The organism is Streptomyces sp. NPDC054796 (genome assembly GCF_053611545.1).
The window spans coordinates 88946-106493 of the sequence record NZ_JBSHAO010000001.1; the positions used below are offsets into that span (position 1 = coordinate 88946).

At 74.6% G+C, this 17548-nt stretch carries 12 protein-coding genes and 1 pseudogene; 8 read left to right on the forward strand and 5 right to left on the reverse strand.

Going from position 1 to position 17548, the window contains the following annotated elements:
• Window positions 1–97: 97 nt before the first annotated feature.
• The 3 genes from ACWGJ2_RS00400 to ACWGJ2_RS00410 all read left to right on the forward strand — a co-directional run bounded on the left by ACWGJ2_RS00400 (window position 98) and on the right by ACWGJ2_RS00410 (window position 2770).
• A complete protein-coding gene (locus tag ACWGJ2_RS00400; protein ID WP_453343662.1) occupies window positions 98–322 on the forward strand; it encodes a DUF6158 family protein in 225 nt (74 codons plus the stop codon).
• A 246-nt stretch (window positions 323–568) separates the two neighbouring features.
• Window positions 569–1156 (forward strand): phage holin family protein, encoded by a 588-nt coding sequence (locus ACWGJ2_RS00405; protein ID WP_453343663.1) that lies wholly within the window; start codon window positions 569–571, stop codon window positions 1154–1156.
• Window positions 1157–1369: 213 nt separating this feature from the next.
• A complete protein-coding gene (locus ACWGJ2_RS00410; protein WP_453343664.1) occupies window positions 1370–2770 on the forward strand; it encodes a serpin family protein in 1401 nt (466 codons plus the stop codon).
• Between the two features lie 471 nt (window positions 2771–3241).
• Here ACWGJ2_RS00410 and ACWGJ2_RS00415 read toward each other — a convergent pair whose 3' ends face one another.
• Window positions 3242–5422 carry a catalase gene (locus ACWGJ2_RS00415; RefSeq protein ID WP_453343665.1) on the reverse strand — a complete coding sequence of 727 codons (2181 nt, stop codon included), beginning with the start codon at window positions 5420–5422 and terminating at the stop codon, window positions 3242–3244.
• A 73-nt stretch (window positions 5423–5495) separates the two neighbouring features.
• Window positions 5496–7334 carry a thiamine pyrophosphate-requiring protein gene (locus ACWGJ2_RS00420; protein ID WP_453343666.1) on the reverse strand — a complete coding sequence of 613 codons (1839 nt, stop codon included), beginning with the start codon at window positions 7332–7334 and terminating at the stop codon, window positions 5496–5498.
• Between the two features lie 365 nt (window positions 7335–7699).
• Here ACWGJ2_RS00420 and ACWGJ2_RS00425 point away from each other — a divergent pair.
• A pseudogene (locus ACWGJ2_RS00425) lies at window positions 7700–8494 on the forward strand (SigB/SigF/SigG family RNA polymerase sigma factor); the annotation flags it as partial.
• A 231-nt stretch (window positions 8495–8725) separates the two neighbouring features.
• Here the strand turns inward: ACWGJ2_RS00425 and ACWGJ2_RS00430 are convergent.
• Window positions 8726–9952, reverse strand: coding sequence for a PAS domain-containing protein (locus ACWGJ2_RS00430; RefSeq protein WP_453343667.1), 1227 nt, complete (start codon window positions 9950–9952; stop codon window positions 8726–8728).
• Between the two features lie 134 nt (window positions 9953–10086).
• Here ACWGJ2_RS00430 and ACWGJ2_RS00435 point away from each other — a divergent pair, with 134 nt between their 5' ends.
• From ACWGJ2_RS00435 to ACWGJ2_RS00445, 3 genes are all read left to right on the forward strand, one after another.
• Window positions 10087–10854: an ANTAR domain-containing response regulator gene (locus tag ACWGJ2_RS00435; RefSeq protein ID WP_453343668.1), complete on the forward strand. Its 768-nt coding sequence runs from the start codon at window positions 10087–10089 to the stop codon at window positions 10852–10854.
• Window positions 10855–10965: 111 nt separating this feature from the next.
• Window positions 10966–12318 carry an aminotransferase class I/II-fold pyridoxal phosphate-dependent enzyme gene (locus tag ACWGJ2_RS00440; RefSeq protein ID WP_453343669.1) on the forward strand — a complete coding sequence of 451 codons (1353 nt, stop codon included), beginning with the start codon at window positions 10966–10968 and terminating at the stop codon, window positions 12316–12318.
• Entirely contained in the window at window positions 12319–13491 is a 1173-nt protein-coding gene (locus ACWGJ2_RS00445; RefSeq protein WP_453343670.1) for an MBL fold metallo-hydrolase, read from the forward strand.
• Between the two features lie 88 nt (window positions 13492–13579).
• Here ACWGJ2_RS00445 and ACWGJ2_RS00450 read toward each other — a convergent pair whose 3' ends face one another.
• Window positions 13580–14233 carry a DedA family protein gene (locus ACWGJ2_RS00450; RefSeq protein ID WP_453343941.1) on the reverse strand — a complete coding sequence of 218 codons (654 nt, stop codon included), beginning with the start codon at window positions 14231–14233 and terminating at the stop codon, window positions 13580–13582.
• Window positions 14234–14277: 44 nt separating this feature from the next.
• The gene (locus ACWGJ2_RS00455) at window positions 14278–15072 is read right to left on the reverse strand and encodes an MBL fold metallo-hydrolase (RefSeq protein WP_453343671.1); all 795 of its coding nucleotides are present in this window, start codon (window positions 15070–15072) and stop codon (window positions 14278–14280) included.
• A gap of 253 nt (window positions 15073–15325) precedes the next feature.
• Here ACWGJ2_RS00455 and ACWGJ2_RS00460 point away from each other — a divergent pair, with 253 nt between their 5' ends.
• A complete protein-coding gene (locus tag ACWGJ2_RS00460; RefSeq protein ID WP_453343942.1) occupies window positions 15326–17455 on the forward strand; it encodes a phage holin family protein in 2130 nt (709 codons plus the stop codon).
• Window positions 17456–17548: the final 93 nt, after the last annotated feature.

The window sequence follows — 17548 nt, forward strand, 5'->3', positions numbered from 1 at the left end:
TCCCTTTCCGTGACGGATCCGGTTCCGTGTCTTCCCCGGTGGACGGCGTGGAACGGGTACCCGTGGCCCCGTACACGAGACGGAAGGGACGAGAACGATGACCGGAGTCGACCCGGGTGAGCTGTCGGACGCACAGCTCATCAAGGAACTGGAGACGATCCACCGCACCCGCCACGACACCCTGCTGCACGGCTCTGCCGACGCGCTCGCCGCGCACAGCACCCGTACGGCCGAGCTGGAGGGCGAGTACCTGCGCCGCAATCCCCTGCGCGTCGTGTCCTCCGGCCGCACCCGCGAGGGCGCGCGGGCACGGGAGGCGTGAGCGTGTGAGGCGTGAGTGCGTGAGGCGTGAGCGCGTGAGGGGGCGGACACCGGCGCGGGGCGCGTTTGTTCTGTGACGGGCGGGGCACCCGGGGCGCGGCCGAGAGCGAGAGCGGCCCGGCCTTTGTGGGAGAGCGCTCCGGGCGCGGGGAATCAGGGACCCCGCGCCCGGAGCGCGTGCGCGTGCGTGGGCACCGGCCGCCGGGCGCCCGAGGGTTGGCGGGCTTCGAACGGGTACTCGGGCCGCATGACTGACAAAGCGATCTATCCCAGGGCGGGCACGTCCCGCGCCGCCGCCTCGGCCGCGGAACTCTCCGAGCCGGTGGCACGGGTAGTCCGCGAACAGTTCCACGCCATCGAGGAAGAGCTGCGCGAGGAGATACGGGCGCAGGCGTTCCGGCGTACGGTCCGGCTGAACGGCGGAGCCGCCGCCTCGGCCCTCTATGGCGGAGCAGCGCTGGCCATCGCGATCGCGCTGGTGCTGGCACTCGTACTCCCCGGCTGGGCGGCCTTCCTCATCGTCGCGGCGGCCCTGTTCGCACTGGCCTACGCGCTGCGTTCCGCGGCGCGCGGTGACAGGTCCGGCGCGGGTGACGGTGTGTCACGGACCTCGCGTACCTCGCACGACGGGGCCGGAGACGCGACGGGTACGGCGGCGGACGCCACCGGCGCGGCGACCACGGCGGCCCCCGCACCGCCCACCACGCCCACGCCCGGCGCGGTCGCCCCGCCCGGCGCGGTTCCGCCGCCGGGCAGCGGCGTGCCGCCCGCGCCGACGACACCCCCGCCCGTGCCGACGGAGACCGACCCCGGGACTCCGCACCACAGGGCGTGACGACGGCCCGCCCACGGCGCGGTGGTGACGCCGCGACCGCAAACGAGGGCCGACCGGTGCGAGACGGGACGCGCCGGTCGGTCCTCTTCCCGTCCCCTCGCCGGTGTCCGGCGCCGCCCTCCGCGCATGCGTCCGTACGTCCGTCCGTATGCTCGGACCGCCGCCGACGGAACGGCGGGGCACGGCAGGCAACGGCGAGCAACGGGGCGGTACATGACGGGGACGGACCACGGCACGGTCGGCGGCGACACGACGGGGAGTGGCACGGGACGAGCGGGCCCTGACCCCCGCGTGCCGTACGCGATGGCACCCGACCACGGCGCGATGGTGCGCGCGGTCAACGCGCTGACCGCGCGCTGGGCCCGGCACGCCCTCCGCGACGAGGGCACCGTCTTCACCGCCGCCGGACTGTGGCCGCTGCTCGCCTCGCTCACGGCGGGGGCACACGGCCCCGCGCGCGCCGAACTCGCGCACGCGCTGGGCACGCACACGGACGCGTACGGACCGGACCCGGCCACCGCACCTGCCACGCCCGAGCCCGCCGCACCCGCCGACGCGTGGGACCTCGACCTCGCAGCGCGCGAGGCGGCCCGCCGCTCACGCGACCTCGTCGCCCAGCTGCGCCGCATCCCCGGCGTGGACGCGGCCCTCGGCCTGTGGACGCGGGACGTGCTGGCACTGGAACCGGAGTGGGCGGGCGCGCTGCCGCCCCTCGCGCACGGCGAACTCACCGGGGACCGCGAGACGGACCGCGCGCGGCTCGACGACTGGGCCTCGTCGAACACCGGCGGGCAGATTCCGGCCATGCCCGTCGAGATCACCCCGGACACGCTGCTCGTGCTGGCGAGCGCGCTCACGGTGCGCACGCGCTGGGCCAGGTCGTTCGAGCCCGGCTGGGGCGGGATGGTGCCCGAGAGCGGGCCGTGGGCCGGGCGGCGGCTCGCCGACATGTTCCGGGTGGGCACGGACCTGGACGAGATCGCCGTCGCCGCCACCCCGGCGGGCGCCGTCACCCGGTTCCGCGTCGAGGGCGAGGACGAGGTGGACGTCCACCTGCTGCTCGGGGAGCCGGAAGCGGAACCGGCCTCGGTGCTTGCCGTCGGCGCGGTCATGCCCGCACGGGCGCCGTGGATCGTGCCGGGCCCTGAGCTGCCGTACGGGGAGGCGGGGCCCGGCGTCACCGTCAGCGAGACGACCGGCTGGGACGAGACGCCGAAGCTGTCCGTGCGGACGGTGCCTTTCACGGTGTCGGCCACGCACGACCTGCTGCGGGAACCGGAACCGTTCGGGCTCTCCCACGCGGGCGACCTCGGCGCGCCGACGGGGCACTTCGCCGGCGTCAGCCGCTCCTTCCCGCTGGCCCTCGGCTCGGCGCGGCAGTCCGTCACGGCCTCGTTCACGGCGGAGGGCTTCTACGCGGCGGCCGTCACCGCGATGGCGGCCTCGGCCGCGGGTGTACCGCAGGCGCGGGCCAGGCTGGTCCACGCGCGCTTCGACCGGCCGTTCGGCTTCCTGGCCGTACACCGCCCGACGGGCCTGGTCCTCGTCGCGGGCTGGGTCACCGCCCCCGACCCGGCCCCCGAAGCCAGCGCCCCGCCGCCGATGCCGCGCTGACGGGGCGCCGCCGCCCCGGCTCCCGAAGCCAGCGCCCGGCCGGGCATGCCGGTGCCGTCGTGCTGGCGGGGTGTGGTTGGCGCGGCTCCCGGATACGGCGGCTCGCCGCCGTTGCCGTCGTGCTGGGGGCGTCGCCCGGCTCTCGGATACAGCGGCTGGCGGCCGATGCCGCGTTGACGCTCATGTCGGTGCCGTTGTGCTGGCCGGGGTGCCGCTGCCCCGGCTCCCGGGATACGGCGGCTCGCCGCCGTTGCCGTTGTGCTGGCGGGGTGTAGCCGTTCCGGTTCTCGGGTGCAGCGGCTGGCGGCCGGTGCCGTGTTGGCGTCGAGGCGGAGGCCGTTGTGCTGGCGGGGGTGCCGCTGCTCCGGCTCCCGGAGTCAGCGCCCCGCCGCCCAAGCTGGTGCCGTCGTGCTGGCGTGATGGTCCGGCGTGCCGCGCCCGGCACCGCTCGGACGGGCCGTACGCGCGCCCTCAGCGGGGCATCCGGGGTCGCCCCCAGTGCCGGTGCGCGGCGATGGCATCGGCGAAGGCCGACACGAACTCCTCGGTCACCGCGCCGACCGCAGCGTCCGTCACCACACCGTGGTCCACGACGGTGCCGTCCCCGCCTCCGCCCCCGTCGTCCGCCGTGCGCAGCTCCTCCGGCGCCAGCGCGGCCAGCGCGCCGATGCCGGAGCCGAGCGCGGCGACGGGCTTGCCGTGCCGGTAGGCGTCCCGTACGAAGCGGGCGGCGGCGTGGTCGTCGGCGTCCCCGGTGCCTGGCGCGAGCGGGTCGCCGGACCCGCCGGGCAGCAGTACGGCGTCGTACAGCACGGAGGCGACGGTCGGCAGCGCGCGGTCTGCCGCGCAGGCGCTGCCGTCGTCGTGGCCGTGGACCTCGCCCGCGCGGGGGCCGAGCGTCTCGACCACCGCGCCGCGCTCCTTCAGCGCGTCCCGCACCGCGTCGGCCTGCCGGGCGTCCACGCCGTCCGCGACGAGCACGGCCACCCGTCGCGTACGGATCGACCCGGAGCCCCTGGCCGCCTCCAGGCCGAGCGCGGGCGAGGTGACTTCGGGAGCGCCCGACGGCCCCCGCCCTCGCCCCCGCTCCTCCGGCACCGGCACCCCCACCCCCTCCGCGACGGCGCGCGCCAGCCCGCTGTCGACGTCGCCCAGCCGCGCCACCATCCGCTCCCGCACGGCCACCGAGCCGACCCGGCCCAGCTCGAAGCGGAACGCCTCGACGATGTGCCGTCTCTCCCAGTCGCCGACGCTGTGCCAGAACAGCGCCGCCTGCGAGCAGTGGTCGGCGAAGCTGCCGCTGCGCCGCCGGGTCTTCGTCCCGCCCAGCCGCTCCGGGTGATGCAGGAAGACCCCGTTGGAACTCTCCGGTTTCTCTGGTTTCTCCTGCTCCTCCTGCTTCTCCGGCTCGGCGGGGCAGCCGCCACCCAGCGAGTGCGGTGTGTAGCTCACCTGGCTGTGCAGCGCGTACTGGTGACGGCCGTCGCGCTGCGTCGTCCGTACGGGCGCCAGGGGCTTGTTGACGGGTAGCTGCGCGAAGTTGGGGCCGCCGAGGCGGTTGAGCTGCGTGTCCATGTACGAGAAGAGGCGGGCCTGGAGCAGCGGGTCGTCGGTGAAGCCGATGCCGGGCACGACGTTGGCGGCGTGGAAGGCCACCTGCTCGGTCTCCGCGAAGAAGTTGTCCGGGTTGCGGTCCAGCACCATCCGGCCGACCGGCTGCACGGGGACCTGCTCCTCCGGGATGACCTTGGTGGGGTCGAGCAGGTCGAAGTCAAAGGCGAACTCCTCTTCCTCCGGCACCAGTTGGACCCCCAGCTCCCACTCCGGGTACTCGCCCGAGGCGATGGCCTCCCACAGATCGCGCCGGTGGAAGTCCGGGTCCCGGCCCTGGCACTCCTGCGCCTCGTCCCACACCAGCGAGTGCACGCCCAGCAGCGGCTTCCAGTGGAACTTGCAGAACGTCGAGTTCCCGTACGCGTCGACGAGCCGGAAGGTGTGCACCCCGTACCCGGGCATCATCCGGTAGCTGCGCGGCAGCGCCCGGTCCGACATCAGCCACATGACCGCGTGCAGTGTCTCGGGCTGGAGCGAGACGAAGTCCCAGAGAGTGTCGTGCGCCGAGGCCCCGGTGGGCATCCCGCTGTCGGGCTCACCCTTGAAGGCGTGAACGAAGTCGGGGAACTTGATGCCGTCCTGGACGAAGAAGACGGGGAAGCTGCTCCCCACGAGGTCGAAGTTCCCCTCGGACGTGTAGAACTTCACGGCGAAGCCCCGGCTGTCCCGCACTGTGTCGGCCGAGCCGCGGGGGCCCTGCGCGGTCGAGAAGCGGACGAACACGGGCGTACGGACGGCCGGATCGCGCAGGAAGGCGGCGCGGGTGTGAGCGGCGCAGGACTCGTACGGCTCGAAGTACCCGTAGGCCCCCGAGCCCCGCGCGTGCACCACCCGCTCGGGTATCCGCTCGTGGCCGAAGTGGGTGAGCTTTTCGCGGAAGTGGAAGTCCTCCAGGAGCGTCGGGCCCCGTTCCCCGGCCCTGACCGAGCCGTCGGGCTGCCCGACCACCACCCCCTGGTCCGTGGTGAGCGGGCCGTCCCCCTGACCGTTCGCGCGGTGGGCGCCGCGCTGTCGCTGCTTGCCGTCGCTCTCAGGCATGGCGTGCTGCCCCAATCCTCGCGGATGCGGGGGCGGTTACCCCCGCGCGCGAGAGCGAAACGACGGGTCGGCCTCAGCCGTCGCCCTCCTCCCGCGCCCGCTCACGCCCCGCCGAGGGATGCGGCTTCGCGCCCGGCAGGAACTCCTGGACCTTCGCCTTCAGTCCCTGCTTCATGACGGAGCCCCGCGCCGGGTCGCCCTTGAGGATGGAGGCGGCCGTCGCCTCCATCTGGTCCCAGGTGGCGTGGGGCGGGATCGGCGGGACGGACGGGTCGGTGAGGAACTCGACGACCGCGGGCCCCTCGGCCGCCAGCGCCTCGCGCCAGCCGCGCTCCACGTCCTCCGGCTTCTCGACCCGGATTCCCGTGAGCCCCAGCGAGCGCGCGAACGCCGCGTAGGAGACGTCCGGCAGCCCCTGCGAGGGGGTGAACTGCGGGGAGCCGCTCATCGCGCGCATCTCCCAGGTGACCTGGTTCAGATCCTGGTTGTTCCACACGCCGACGACCAGCCGCTGGTCCTCCCACGCCGAGCGGTACTTGGCCACCGTGATCAGCTCCGCCATGCCGTTCATCTGCATGGCGCCGTCGCCGACCAGCGCCAGCACGGGCCGGTCCGGGTGGGCGAACTTCGCGCCGATCGCGTACGGCACACCGCAGCCCATCGTCGCCAGCGTCCCGGAGAGGGAGGCGCGCATGTCGCCGCGCAGACGCAGATGGCGGGCGTACCAGTTGGTGGTGGAGCCGGAGTCCGCGGTGATCACGGCGTTGTCCGGGAGCAGCGGGTCGAGGCAGTGCGCGACGTACTCCGGGTTGACCGGGTCGGCCGACACCTCCGCCCTGCGCCGCATGACCTCCCACCAGCGGTCCACGTCGGCCATGACCTTCTCGTGCCACTCCAGGCCCTCGTCGTTGTGGCGCAGCTTGGGCAGCAGCCTGCGCAGGGTGGCGCGTGCGTCGCCGATCAGGTTGACCTCGTACGGGTAGCGCATCCCGACCATGTGCGGGTCGATGTCGATCTGGACGCCGCGTGCCTTGCCGAACTCGGGCAGGAACTGGCTGTAGGGAAGGCTGGAACCGATCGTCAGCAGGGTGTCGCAGTCGCGCATCAGCTCGTACGAGGGCCGGGTGCCCAGCAGGGCGATGGAGCCGGTGACGTACGGGAGGGTGTCCGGGAGCACGTCCTTGCCGAGCAGCGCCTTGGCGACCCCGGCGTTGAGCCGGGTGGCGGTCTCCTCGACCTCGGCGCGTGCCTGGCGGGCGCCCTGTCCGAGCAGGATGGCCACCTTCCGGCCGGAGTTGAGGACCTCGGCCGCGCGCTCCAGCGCCTCCTCGTCGGGCGCTGCCGTCCACTCGCTGCTGCCGAGGCTGGAGGGGACCATCTTGAACTCGTGCCCGGGTGCCTCGTAGGCGAGTTCCTGCACGTCGGCCGGGACGATCACGGCGGTGGGCGCGCGGCGCGCGTAGGCGGTCCTGATGGCCCGGTCGAGCACGTTGGGCAGTTGCTGGGGGACGGTGACGGTCTCCAGGTACGCCGAGGCCACGTCCTTGAAGAGGGAGTGGAGATCGACCTCCTGCTGGTACGAGCCCCCCATCGCTGAGCGTGCCGTCTGGCCGAGGATCGCGACGACGGGGACGTGGTCGAGCTTGGCGTCGTAGAGGCCGTTGAGGAGGTGGATGGCGCCGGGCCCCGAGGTAGCGGCGCAGACTCCGAGGCCGCCGCTGAACTTGGCGTAGCCGACGGCCTGGAACGCGGACATCTCCTCGTGCCGCGCCTGGACGAAACGGGGCTGGTTCCCGGCCCTCTCCCAGGCGGCGAGCAGTCCGTTGATGCCGTCGCCCGGGTAGCCGAAGACGTGCTCGACGCCCCACTCGCGCAGCCGCGCGAGGATGTGGTCGGAGACCTTCTCGGACATGACGCTCCTCTCTTCGGCGCTGCTCGGCCCCGCTCGACCGGCGCTGCTCCGCTCGGCGGACAAGGGCGCGGGTAACCGGCCGGCGGGGGCGGAAACACGCCGCACGGGAGTGGTGCGCGGGCGGTCCTGAGAGGGGCGGGGCGTGGCAGGGGGCGCACGGGAGTCACTTCTCAACTGCGCGGAGAGCGGCCACGTTTGCCCTCTGCGTGCAGGGGCACCCGAACTGTCGTGCTTCGGAATGAAGGCACATCCGCGGGAGCGGCAGTGATGCGTGATGGTGCGCTCTGCACGCCTGCCCCGCTTGTGCCTGCCCCGCGGTGACCGCTCGAACCACAGTCCACCGTGTATGGGGAGAGAGCGAAGCCATGACGACCGTACGCCCCCGTGCGAAGCACGCACGACACCCGCACGACGACGCCCCCGACACCGCCGCCGACTTCCGCCGCATAGCGGAACTGCCCGACGGGCCCGAGAAGGACGAACTGCGACAGCGCGTGGTGCGAGCCTGGATGCCGATGGCCTCGCGGCTGGCCCGGCACTTCCGCAACCGGGGCGAGGCGCTGGAGGATCTTCAGCAGGTCGCCGCGCTCGGCCTGGTCAAGGCCGTGGCACGCTACGACCCGTCGCGTGGCAGCGCCTTCGAGAGCTTCGCCGTGCCGACGATAGTCGGCGAGATCAAGCGGCACTTCCGCGACCACATGTGGGGGCTGCACGTGCCCCGTCGCGTCCAGGAACTGCGCAACCGCGTCCGGGTGAGCATCCGCGAGCTGAGCCTCTCGCTCGACGGGCACACCCCCTCCGTCGCACAGATTGCCGAGCACTGCGGGCTGAGCGAGGAGGACGTCACCATCGGGATGGAGGCGCTGGAGAGCTACAGCACCCTGTCCCTGGACGCGGAACTCCCGGGCGCCGACGACGGCTACGCGCTCGTCGACACCCTGGGGAGCCCCGAACCCGGCTTCGACCGGGTCGTCTACCGCGAGTCCGTGAAGCCCCGGCTGCGGCGGCTGCCGGAGCGCGAGCGCCGCATCCTGTACCTGCGCTTCTTCTGCGACATGACGCAGAGCAGGATCGCCGAGCAGCTCGGCATCTCGCAGATGCACGTCTCCCGCCTCATCAGCCGTACCTGCACCCGCATCCACAAGGAGGTCGAGGCCGACCTGGAGCGCGAGCGCGAGGACGAGCTGGAGGACGACGTGCGGCGGGTCCCCGACCACGCCGACCGGACGAAGGACGGCACCCCCGACGGTGCCCCCGTGGCCGCCGCCACTGGACAGACGACGGAGATGTCGGCGGCGACGGAGCGCGAGGGGGAAGCGGACCCGGCGGACACCGCCGATGCCGCGCACAGCGAGACCGACGACAGCCAGGGCGGGGGAGACGCCGGAAGCTCACATCTCGCTGCGGCGTAACGCGAACGCGATATGCCGTGCCATCCGGTCCACGGCCCCGGCCTCGGCCAGTTCGAAGGCGCTCCTGCCGCCCGTACGCAGCAGGGTCAGCGCCCCCTGGACGGTGCTGGGGCTGTCGGGCCCCGAGTCCGGCTCCGTGCCCGTCGTCCCCGTGGAGAGCGGGACGCACAGCAGGGAGCTGGCCTCGGCGCGCACGAGCAGGGGCGCCCCCGTCTCGTCGCAGCCGAAGGCATCGGGGTCCTCCAGGCGCGCCTGGAGGACCCCGGCGCCTCTGTCCACGGCATCGGCCACCACGGGCGAGGCGGCGGGCACTTGGGCCGAGACGGCGTCGCGCACCTCACCGCTGGAGGCGAGCACGGCCGAGCGGCACAGGGACTCGCTCTTGCCGCCCGTGTCGAGGATGACCCAGTCGGCGAACCGCCCGTACAGCACGGCGGCGGCCCGCGCCGCGACCGCGTCCCGCGCGGGCGGGGCCGTCAGCAGCGCGGTGGCCATGTCGTCGATGAGGTCCAGGAGTTCGGCGTGCCGCGTCATCTCCGTCAGCGCGGGCCGCGCGGTCGCGGGCTGCTCGGCGGTCGCGGGCTCCCTGCGCACCGCGGCGGGCCCGCCGCCGTCCGGTGCCGACGGGGCGGCGTCCCCGCACGTCTGGAAGACGGTCAGCACGGCGGTGCGCGGCTCCTGCGGCGGACGCAGCGCCGTGAGCGTGGCCCGCAGCGCGCCGCTGCGGGGCGAGCTGCGGTCCGGCGGGCGCAGAAGCTGCACGTGCAGGCTGCGGGCGCCCTCGCCGCGCGCGACAGCGGCGACCTGCGAGCGGAAGGTGGGGCGGCCCTCGTGGGTGAACGAACCGGCCAGCGCCCTCCCCGTCGCATAGCCGGGGCGCATCCCGAAGAGCTGGGTGGCCGCCACGTTCAGCCGCCGCACCACCCCGTCCCTGTCCAGCAGCGCGACCGCCACGGGCAGCCGCTGGAAGAGGGCGCGCAGCAACTGGTGCTCATGGGCGTCGTCGCGCCCGCCGTTGCGCTTGCCCGCGGCGGCCAGCTCCTCGTAGCGCGGCCACAGGACCTCGGCGGCGTGCTGGAGCTCGAAGAGCGCCGCGTCGAGGGCGGGCAGGGCCTCCGAAGAGGGCAGCGCTCGTGCGGTACGCAGTTCCTCGACGCGCCTGCGGAACGCCGCGAGATCGGCGCCGTACTCCTCCACGTCGGCCATGCAGCTCAACGTAGCCGCTGGGGACGTGCCCGGCCCATATCTCCGGCTCATTCACGGAGATTCCATGAGATCCATGCCGAGGGTGTGTGCGTCCGTCCGTTTTCTGATCACCCCCGCTGGGCAGCCGCTCGCATGTGAAGCTTCCGCGATCCGCCACGTCGCTCCCCGCCGACCGCGTCTCGCTGGAGACGGACGAGGGACCAGGGGAGACGTCCCAGGGGCGCAGTCTCGCCCATCTGGCCGAGGAGGCAGCCCGGTGCACGCCCGACTGCTGCGCCGCCGCCGTCACCGCCAGCTACACGCCGGGCGCGGACGCGGGCGCGGCCCCCGACGTCCCGCTCGCGGTCACCCATCCCGACCTCTCCGGGCTGGTCGGGCTCCAGCTCGAATCCGGCGAGGGGCCCATACCCGAGGCGCTGTCGGGCGGCGAGCCGGTCAGCGCCGACGATCTGCTCCACGAGACGCGCTGGCCCGCCTACCGTGCCAAGGCCCTGGACGCCGGGCTGCGTTCGAGCGCGACGCTCCCGTACCGCCGTGAGGGCCTCGCGCTCACCATCACGGTCTTCTCCTTCCGCCCGTACCGCCTCGCCGACGCCGTCACCGGCAGCGCCGCGCTCCTCGCCGACCTCGCCACCACCGTCCTGGTGCGGGACAGGCGCTACCGCGAGGCGCTCGCCGAGGTCGAGCAGCTCGACTCGGCGCTGCGGTCCCGGCCTGTGGTGGACCAGGCGTGCGGGATCGTCATGGTCGTGGTCGGGTGCGCCGCGGACGAGGCGTTCGCCCTTCTGCGCCGGATGTCCCAGCGCACGAACCGCAAGCTGTACGACCTCGCCGAGGCGCTCGTCAGTACGCGCGGGCGCGGCGCCGAGGAGGAACTGCGGAGGATGAGCCGGACGCCGTAGCGGCGGGTGTCCTCACGTGTCGTCGCGTGCCCGTTTCCTGCCCTTCTGCGAAGGTGGACGGGTTGGTTGCAGAATTGTCTGATGTACGGATAGCGGCGGAGGCAAGGACGCATGCGGCGCAGCGACCGGGGCGGGCACGGTGACCGGGGCGGGCGCGGGGACTCAGGGCACACCCACACCCCTCCTTCCGGTTCCCCGGGCTTCACGGGTGCGCCCGGTGACGACGCCGGGCCCGAGGTGCCCGGCGCACGGCACTCGGCCACGGCGCTGGCCGCCTGCGGGTACTGGCGGCGGCGCGGCATGCACACGGAACCCCGGCAGGTCGTCGTCGCGCCCGGCGCGCCGGTGCTGCTGCTCGCCGTCCTCGCGGCGACGGGCGGCGGCGCGGGCATCCTCGCGGGTGCGGGTGCGGGCGCGGGTTCCGGTCCCCGTTCCGGTGCCGGTGTGGGGCCGGGCGCGGGGGAGGCACCGGCACGTCCCGGTACCGGCAGTGTCCTGCTGCCGCGCCCGAGCGCGGCCTGGCACGCCCCGCAGGCCCGTCTGCTCGGCCGCCCCCTGCACACCGTGCCCGTGCCCGCCGAGTGCGGGGGCGTGCCCGATCCGTTCGCGCTGCTGGAGACGGTGCGCAGGGCCCGCGCCGAGGGCGAGGACCCGAGAGTGCTCGTGCTGTCCGTCGCCGACGAGCCCACCGGCACGGCCGCGCCGCCCGAGCTGCTGCACGAGGTCTGCGAGGCGGCAGCCGACGAGGGGCTGCTGATCGTCAGCGACGAGAGCTGGCGCGACACCTCGCACGACCCGCACGACACGGTCGTCGTCAGCCCCGCCGAGATGCTGTGCGGCGGCCCGCACGGCGACTCCGTCGTCGTCCTCACCGGGCTCGTGCCCGCGCTGCTGCCGCCGGGGCTGCACGCGGGCGTCGCGCGTTTCCCGGGGACGGAGCGCGGCGGGGAGCTGTCGGACGCGGTACGGGACGTGCTGGAGGTGCTGCACACGGAGCTGTCAGAGCCCGTCGCCGCCGCGGCTGCCGAGGCGCTGTCCGAGGCGGCGCCGCTGCGGGAGGCGCGGACGGCGGCGGCCCGCGCACACGGCGCGCTGGCGGCGGCCCTCGCCCGCGCGCTCGGCGACGCGGGGGTGCTGTGCCGCCCGCCGCACGCAGGGCGCCACCTCTACGCCGACCTGGAGCCGCTGCGCCCCCGGCTCGCCTCGCGCGGGATCAAGGACGCCGCGGGGCTGGAGGCCGAACTGGTGCGCCGCCTCGGCCCGTACGCGAGCGGAGGGCACCGGTTCGGTGATGATCCGCGGGCGCTGAGGGTACGCGTGTCGACCGAGGTGCTGGCCTCGGGCGATGCCGCCGGTGTGCTCTCACTCACCACTTCAGAGCCGCTGGAATTGCCCGGCGTCGCACGGGCGTTGCGGAAAGTGCGTACGGCGCTCACCGATCTCACAGATGGGAGCCCTGAATAGATGACCGAACAGACCGATCAGCGCTCGGGCGACGGCGGCTCCGGTCCCGGCCCCTCCGTCCCGCGTCGTCTGCCGGGGCACGAGCGCGGAGACGGACACGGAGACGAGAACGGGCGCGGGCACGGGCACGGGCACGGCCATGGCGTCGCCACGGACCCCGGCACGCGGCCCGCGCTCCCCGCGCCGCACCCACTCGGAGCCCGCCGCCTGTGGCCGCGCTCGTTCGCCGACCGGCTGACCTCCCCGCTGCCCGGCGTGCGCGCCATGACGCGGATGGCCCGCGAGGGCTCGATGCGCCCCGGCGCCGAGGCGCTGCGCGAGGTGTCACGGCTCCCGTACGAGCCGGGCCCCGTGCCCGACGTCGACGCCTCGACGGTCGCCGTCACCTGGGCGGGGCACGCGAGCTGGGTGGTGCGCGTCGGCGGGCTCACCGTGCTCACCGACCCCGTCTGGTCGCGCCGCATCCTGGGCACTCCCGCGCGGGTCACGCCGGTCGGCGTGCCGTGGGAGGAGCTGCCGCCCGTGGACGCGGTCGTCATCTCGCACAACCACTACGACCACCTGGACGCCCCCACCCTCCGCCGCCTGCCGCGCTCCACGCCCCTGTTCGTGCCCGCCGGGCTCGCCAAGTGGTGCCGCAGACGCGGCTTCACGCGGGTCACCGAGCTGGACTGGTGGGAGGGCGCCGAGCTGCCCGCGCGGGGCGGCGGCAGCGTCCGCTTCGACTTCGTCCCCGCGCACCACTGGTCCAAGCGGACCCTGACCGACACCTGCCGCTCCCTGTGGGGCGGCTGGGTGCTGACCGACCCGCTCGGCCAGCGGGTGTACTTCGCGGGCGACACCGGCTACGGGCACTGGTTCGCTGAGATCGGCGGGCGCTACCCGGACATCGACCTCGCGCTGCTGCCCATCGGCGCCTACGACCCCCGCTGGATGCTCCGGCCCGTCCACACCGACCCGGAGGAGGCGGTCCGCGCCTGCGAGGACGTCGGCGCGCGGGCGATGGCACCCATGCACTGGGGCACCTTCCTGCTCTCGGGCGAGCCGCCGCTCGACCCGCTGAAGCGGGTGCGTGCGGCGTGGGAGGCGACGGGGCGCCCGCGCGAGGAGCTGTGGGACCTGCCGGTGGGCGCGTCCCGCGTGCTGGACCGACGGCTGACAGCTGGCGGCTGACGGGCCAGGGCCCCTCCTGTCGGATCCCGTCGGATCCCGCCGGATCCCGTCGGACCGGCCCCGGGCTCCCGCCGTCGTGCCCCTCCCGTCACGCCCCTCGCTGCGGTGCCCCGTGCACGCGGCGCCACAGCGAGGGCACCGCGCTGATCAGCAGCGTCAGCGCGACGGCCGCCACGACGCCCTCCCAGGGCTCGGGGAACAGCGAGCCGCCGACCACGCCGATCACCTGGTACGTCACCGCCCACGCCAGGCAGGCCGGGATGTCGCCGCGCACGAACTCCCGCAGCTTCATGCGGGCCAGCAGACACGCCAGCATGACCGGGATGCGCCCGGCGGGGATCAGCCGCGACAGCACCAGGACGGCCACCCCGTGCGCGCGCAGCTTGTCCTGCGCCTGGGCCAGGCGCTCGGGCGCGGCACGGTCGCGCAGCCGCTCCAGCCAGCGCGACCCGTTCTTCGAGCCGACCCCGCGCCGCCCCAGCCAGTACAGCCCGACGTCCCCGAGGAACGCCGCGAAGGCGGCCAGCCCGAACACCTCCAGCAGCGAGACCACGGGCACGCTCTGGTGCAGCGCCACGACGGCGGCGCCGCTCACCAGGGCCCCGGTCGGCACGACGGGCACCAGCGAGCCGAGCACCACCAGCAGGAAGAGCGAGGGGTAGCCGACGGCCTGCTGGGTGGACTCGGGCGGGACGGCGGCGCGTGCCGCGTCGGCGAGCAGTGCCTGGCCGAAGCCGCCCAGCTCCGTCAGTTCCGCCAGCTCCGTCAGGTCCGCCAGTCGGTCGATCACCTGGCGGCCTCCAGCCGTACGCGCTCGCCGTGCGCCAGCTTGTGCACGGCGACATCGGGGGCGAGCAGCCCCGCCAGGCGGACGAACTCGTCGCCGGGCGCGTGGAACTCGTGCGGCCTGACGGCGTCCATGCCGATCGGCCAGTAGGTGCCGTAGTGGACGGGCACGGCGCTCTTCGGGTTCAGGCGGGCGAGGGCCCGCGCGGCGCGCCCCGCGTCCAGGTGCCCCTCGCCCAGATACGGGCCCCAGCCGCCGACGGGCAGCAGCGCCACGTCCACGGGGCCGACGGCCTCGGCCATGCCGTCGAACAGCCCGGTGTCACCGGCGAAGTACGTACGGGCCTCGCCCGTGATCACATAGCCGAGCGCGGCGGCGAGGCGCGGGCCGTAGTTGAGCCGCCGCCCGTCGTGCGCCGCGGGCACGGCCCGCACGGTCACGGCTCCGGAGTCGGCACCGGAACCGGCGCCGACCTCCTCGCCCGCCTCGACCTCGACCACGTCCAGCAGCTGCCGCAACCGCCGCAGCCCGGGCACGGCCCTGCTCGCGCCGCGCGGCACGACGACCCGGGTGCCGGGCGCCAGCCGGGCCAGGGAGCCGACGTGGAGGTGGTCGGCGTGCAGATGGGAGACGAGCACGAGGTCGGCGCGGGTGGCGGAGGGCGGCGGCAGCTCGCCGCGCCGCCTGCGCAGATGCGCCATGCGGCGCACCAGCAGCGGGTCCGTCAGCACGGTCACCCCCGAGTCCCGCACCGTCGTGGTGGCATGCCCCCACCACGTGACCTCCACCGGCACGGACTCTCTCCCTTCGCCTCGCCTGCCGACCTCGCCGTCCCGCTGCGGGTGACGGCCGAGGGCGCGCCTACGAGCGTAAGCGCTCGGACCTCCGGGCCCGGGGCCGACGCGGGCACCCCGCCCCAGGGCGGGCCCCCGCCCCCGTAGACGCTGTGAAAAAGTGGAGAATGTCCCGCGTGTGCGGGGGCCGGACGCGGGCGGGCCGCGCGCCGGGCGGAGCGGAGACGAGGAAGAAGAGGAGGCGGGCGTGCGGCTGCGGTTGCGGTTGCCACCCTGGCGGCGCCTGGGCGCCGCTGCGCTGCGGATACTCGCGGTATGGGCGGTCAGCACCGTCACGATGCTCGTCCTCGCGGGCATCCTGCCCGACTTCCGGCTCCAGTCCTCCGACGGCGACAGCGCCACCCTCATCGGCATCACCGCCGCCATCGGCGCCGGTGTCTTCGGCCTGCTGAGCGCCCTGGTGTGGCCCGTCCTCGTACGGGCCCTGCTCCTGGTGCCCGCGCTGGTGCTGGGGCTGCTGGTCTTCTTCCTCAACGGCTCGCTGCTGCTGCTCGCGCTGTCCCTCATCCCGTACGGGCACGGCTCGGCCGACCCGGAGACCGCCGTCGTCGTGGCCGCCGTCATGTCCGCCGCTTCCTCCGCGGCCAGCACCTTCCTCACCGTGCGGGACGACGGCGCCTACCGCCGCCGCCTCTCCCGGCTCGCCGACCGCGACCGCCGCCGCACGAACACGGGGGAGGGGCCGCGCACCCCGGGCACCGTCTTCCTCCAGCTCGACGGCCTCGGCCACGAGGTGCTGCGCGAGGCGATCGAGCCGCCCGACGGCTCGGCCCCGCTGATGCCCACCGTCGCCGCCATGGCCACGGGCTCGCACCGCCTCACCCCGTGGCGCACCGACTGGTCCAGCCAGACCGGCGGCAGCCAGCTCGGCATCCTGCACGGCAGCAACGAGGACGTGCCCGCCTTCCGCTGGTACGAGAAGGAGACCGGCGAGGTCATCGTCAGCAACCGGCCCACCAGCGCCGCCGAACTCCAGCGCCGGGCCGTCGAGCGCACCGGGGACCGTGGACTGCTCGCGCTGGACGGCGCCAGCCGGGGCAACCTCTTCAGCGGCGGCGCCGGGCAGGCCGCGCTCGTGCTGTCGGTCTCCGTGCGCAGGGGCAGGGAGAACCGCTCCCGCGCCGGGTACTTCGCCTACTTCTCCGACCCGGCCAACGCCACCCGTACCGCCGTCTCCTTCGTCGCCGAGGTGCTGCGGGAGATCGGGCAGTCGGTCAGGGCGCGGCTGCGCGGCAAGGGGCCGCGCGTCGGGCGCGGCGGGCTGTACCCCGTGGTGCGGGCCTTCGCGACGGTCGTGGAGCGGGACGTGGTCGTCGCCGCCGTGCTCGGCGACATCCTCAGCGGTCGCACCGCCGTCTACGCGGACCTCGTCGGCTACGACGAGGTCGCCCACCACTCGGGTCCGCGCGGGCGCGACATCCGGCAGGTGCTGCGGGGCCTGGACCGCTCCATCGCGCTGATCGCGAAGGTCATCGAGAAGGCGCCGCGCCCGTACCACCTGGTGCTGCTGTCCGACCACGGGCAGAGCCACGGCGAGACCTTCGAGAGCGCCTACGGGCTCACGCTGGAGAACCTCGTGCGCGCGGGCTGCGGGCTGCCCGTGCCGCGCAAGGCCGGGCGCACGCTCAGCGGGGGCGAGGCGCGGGCCGCGGCCCGCGCGGCGCTGCACCGGCCCGAGGAGTGCGGCCAGGAGCCGCCGCGCAAGCCGCCCAGGACGGCGGGCCCCGTCGTGCTGGCCTCGGGCAACCTCGGCCTCGTCTCGTTCCCCGACGTGCCGGGCCGCATGTCCAGAGAACAGCTCGACGCGCGCCATCCCGCGCTGCTGCGTGCCCTCGCCGGCCACCAGGGCATCGGATTCCTGCTGGTGCGCAGCGAGGAGCACGGGGCCGTCGTGCTCGGGTCCGGCGGTGCGGAGCACCGGCTGGCGACGGGGGAGATCGTCGGGGGCCGCGACCCGCTGGAGCCGTTCGGGCCCGGCGCGGCCGACGCGGTACGGCGCACGGCGGGCTTCCCGCACGCGGCCGACATCATGGTCAACTCCGCCGTCGAGCCCCGTACGGGCCGCGTCCACGCCTTCGAGGAGCAGATCGGCTCCCACGGCGGCCTGGGCGGCGAACAGAACCGGGCCTTCCTGCTGTCACCGCTCGCCCTCTCGGCCCCGACGGACGGGGAACTGGTCGGCGCGGAGAGCGTGCACCGGGTGCTGCGACGCTGGCTCGCGGAGGCGGCGGGTCCCCTTCGCGGGGGGCGGAAGGAAACGGCGAGTTGCCCTCTTCACGGGGGTATTGCGCGGGACGGCTGGCCCGTGAAATCGGCACCGTAGGGTCCCGCGCTGATTTTTGCGCCGCAGCACGCCTGGGCGGGGTCCCTTGCGCGGGGCGGTTCGCCGTATTCCGGGTGCGGGCCGGTGGCTTCG

What these genes read in the sequence shown, in the direction of transcription:
- ACWGJ2_RS00400 (WP_453343662.1), top strand. Translation starts at nt 98, where the DNA reads ATGACCGGAGTCGACCCGGGTGAGCTGTCGGACGCACAGCTCATCAAG.
- ACWGJ2_RS00405 (WP_453343663.1), top strand. Translation starts at nt 569, where the DNA reads ATGACTGACAAAGCGATCTATCCCAGGGCGGGCACGTCCCGCGCCGCC.
- ACWGJ2_RS00410 (WP_453343664.1), top strand. Translation starts at nt 1,370, where the DNA reads ATGACGGGGACGGACCACGGCACGGTCGGCGGCGACACGACGGGGAGT.
- ACWGJ2_RS00415 (WP_453343665.1), bottom strand. Translation starts at nt 5,422, where the DNA reads ATGCCTGAGAGCGACGGCAAGCAGCGACAGCGCGGCGCCCACCGCGCG.
- ACWGJ2_RS00420 (WP_453343666.1), bottom strand. Translation starts at nt 7,334, where the DNA reads ATGTCCGAGAAGGTCTCCGACCACATCCTCGCGCGGCTGCGCGAGTGG.
- ACWGJ2_RS00430 (WP_453343667.1), bottom strand. Translation starts at nt 9,952, where the DNA reads ATGGCCGACGTGGAGGAGTACGGCGCCGATCTCGCGGCGTTCCGCAGG.
- ACWGJ2_RS00440 (WP_453343669.1), top strand. Translation starts at nt 10,966, where the DNA reads ATGCGGCGCAGCGACCGGGGCGGGCACGGTGACCGGGGCGGGCGCGGG.
- ACWGJ2_RS00445 (WP_453343670.1), top strand. Translation starts at nt 12,319, where the DNA reads ATGACCGAACAGACCGATCAGCGCTCGGGCGACGGCGGCTCCGGTCCC.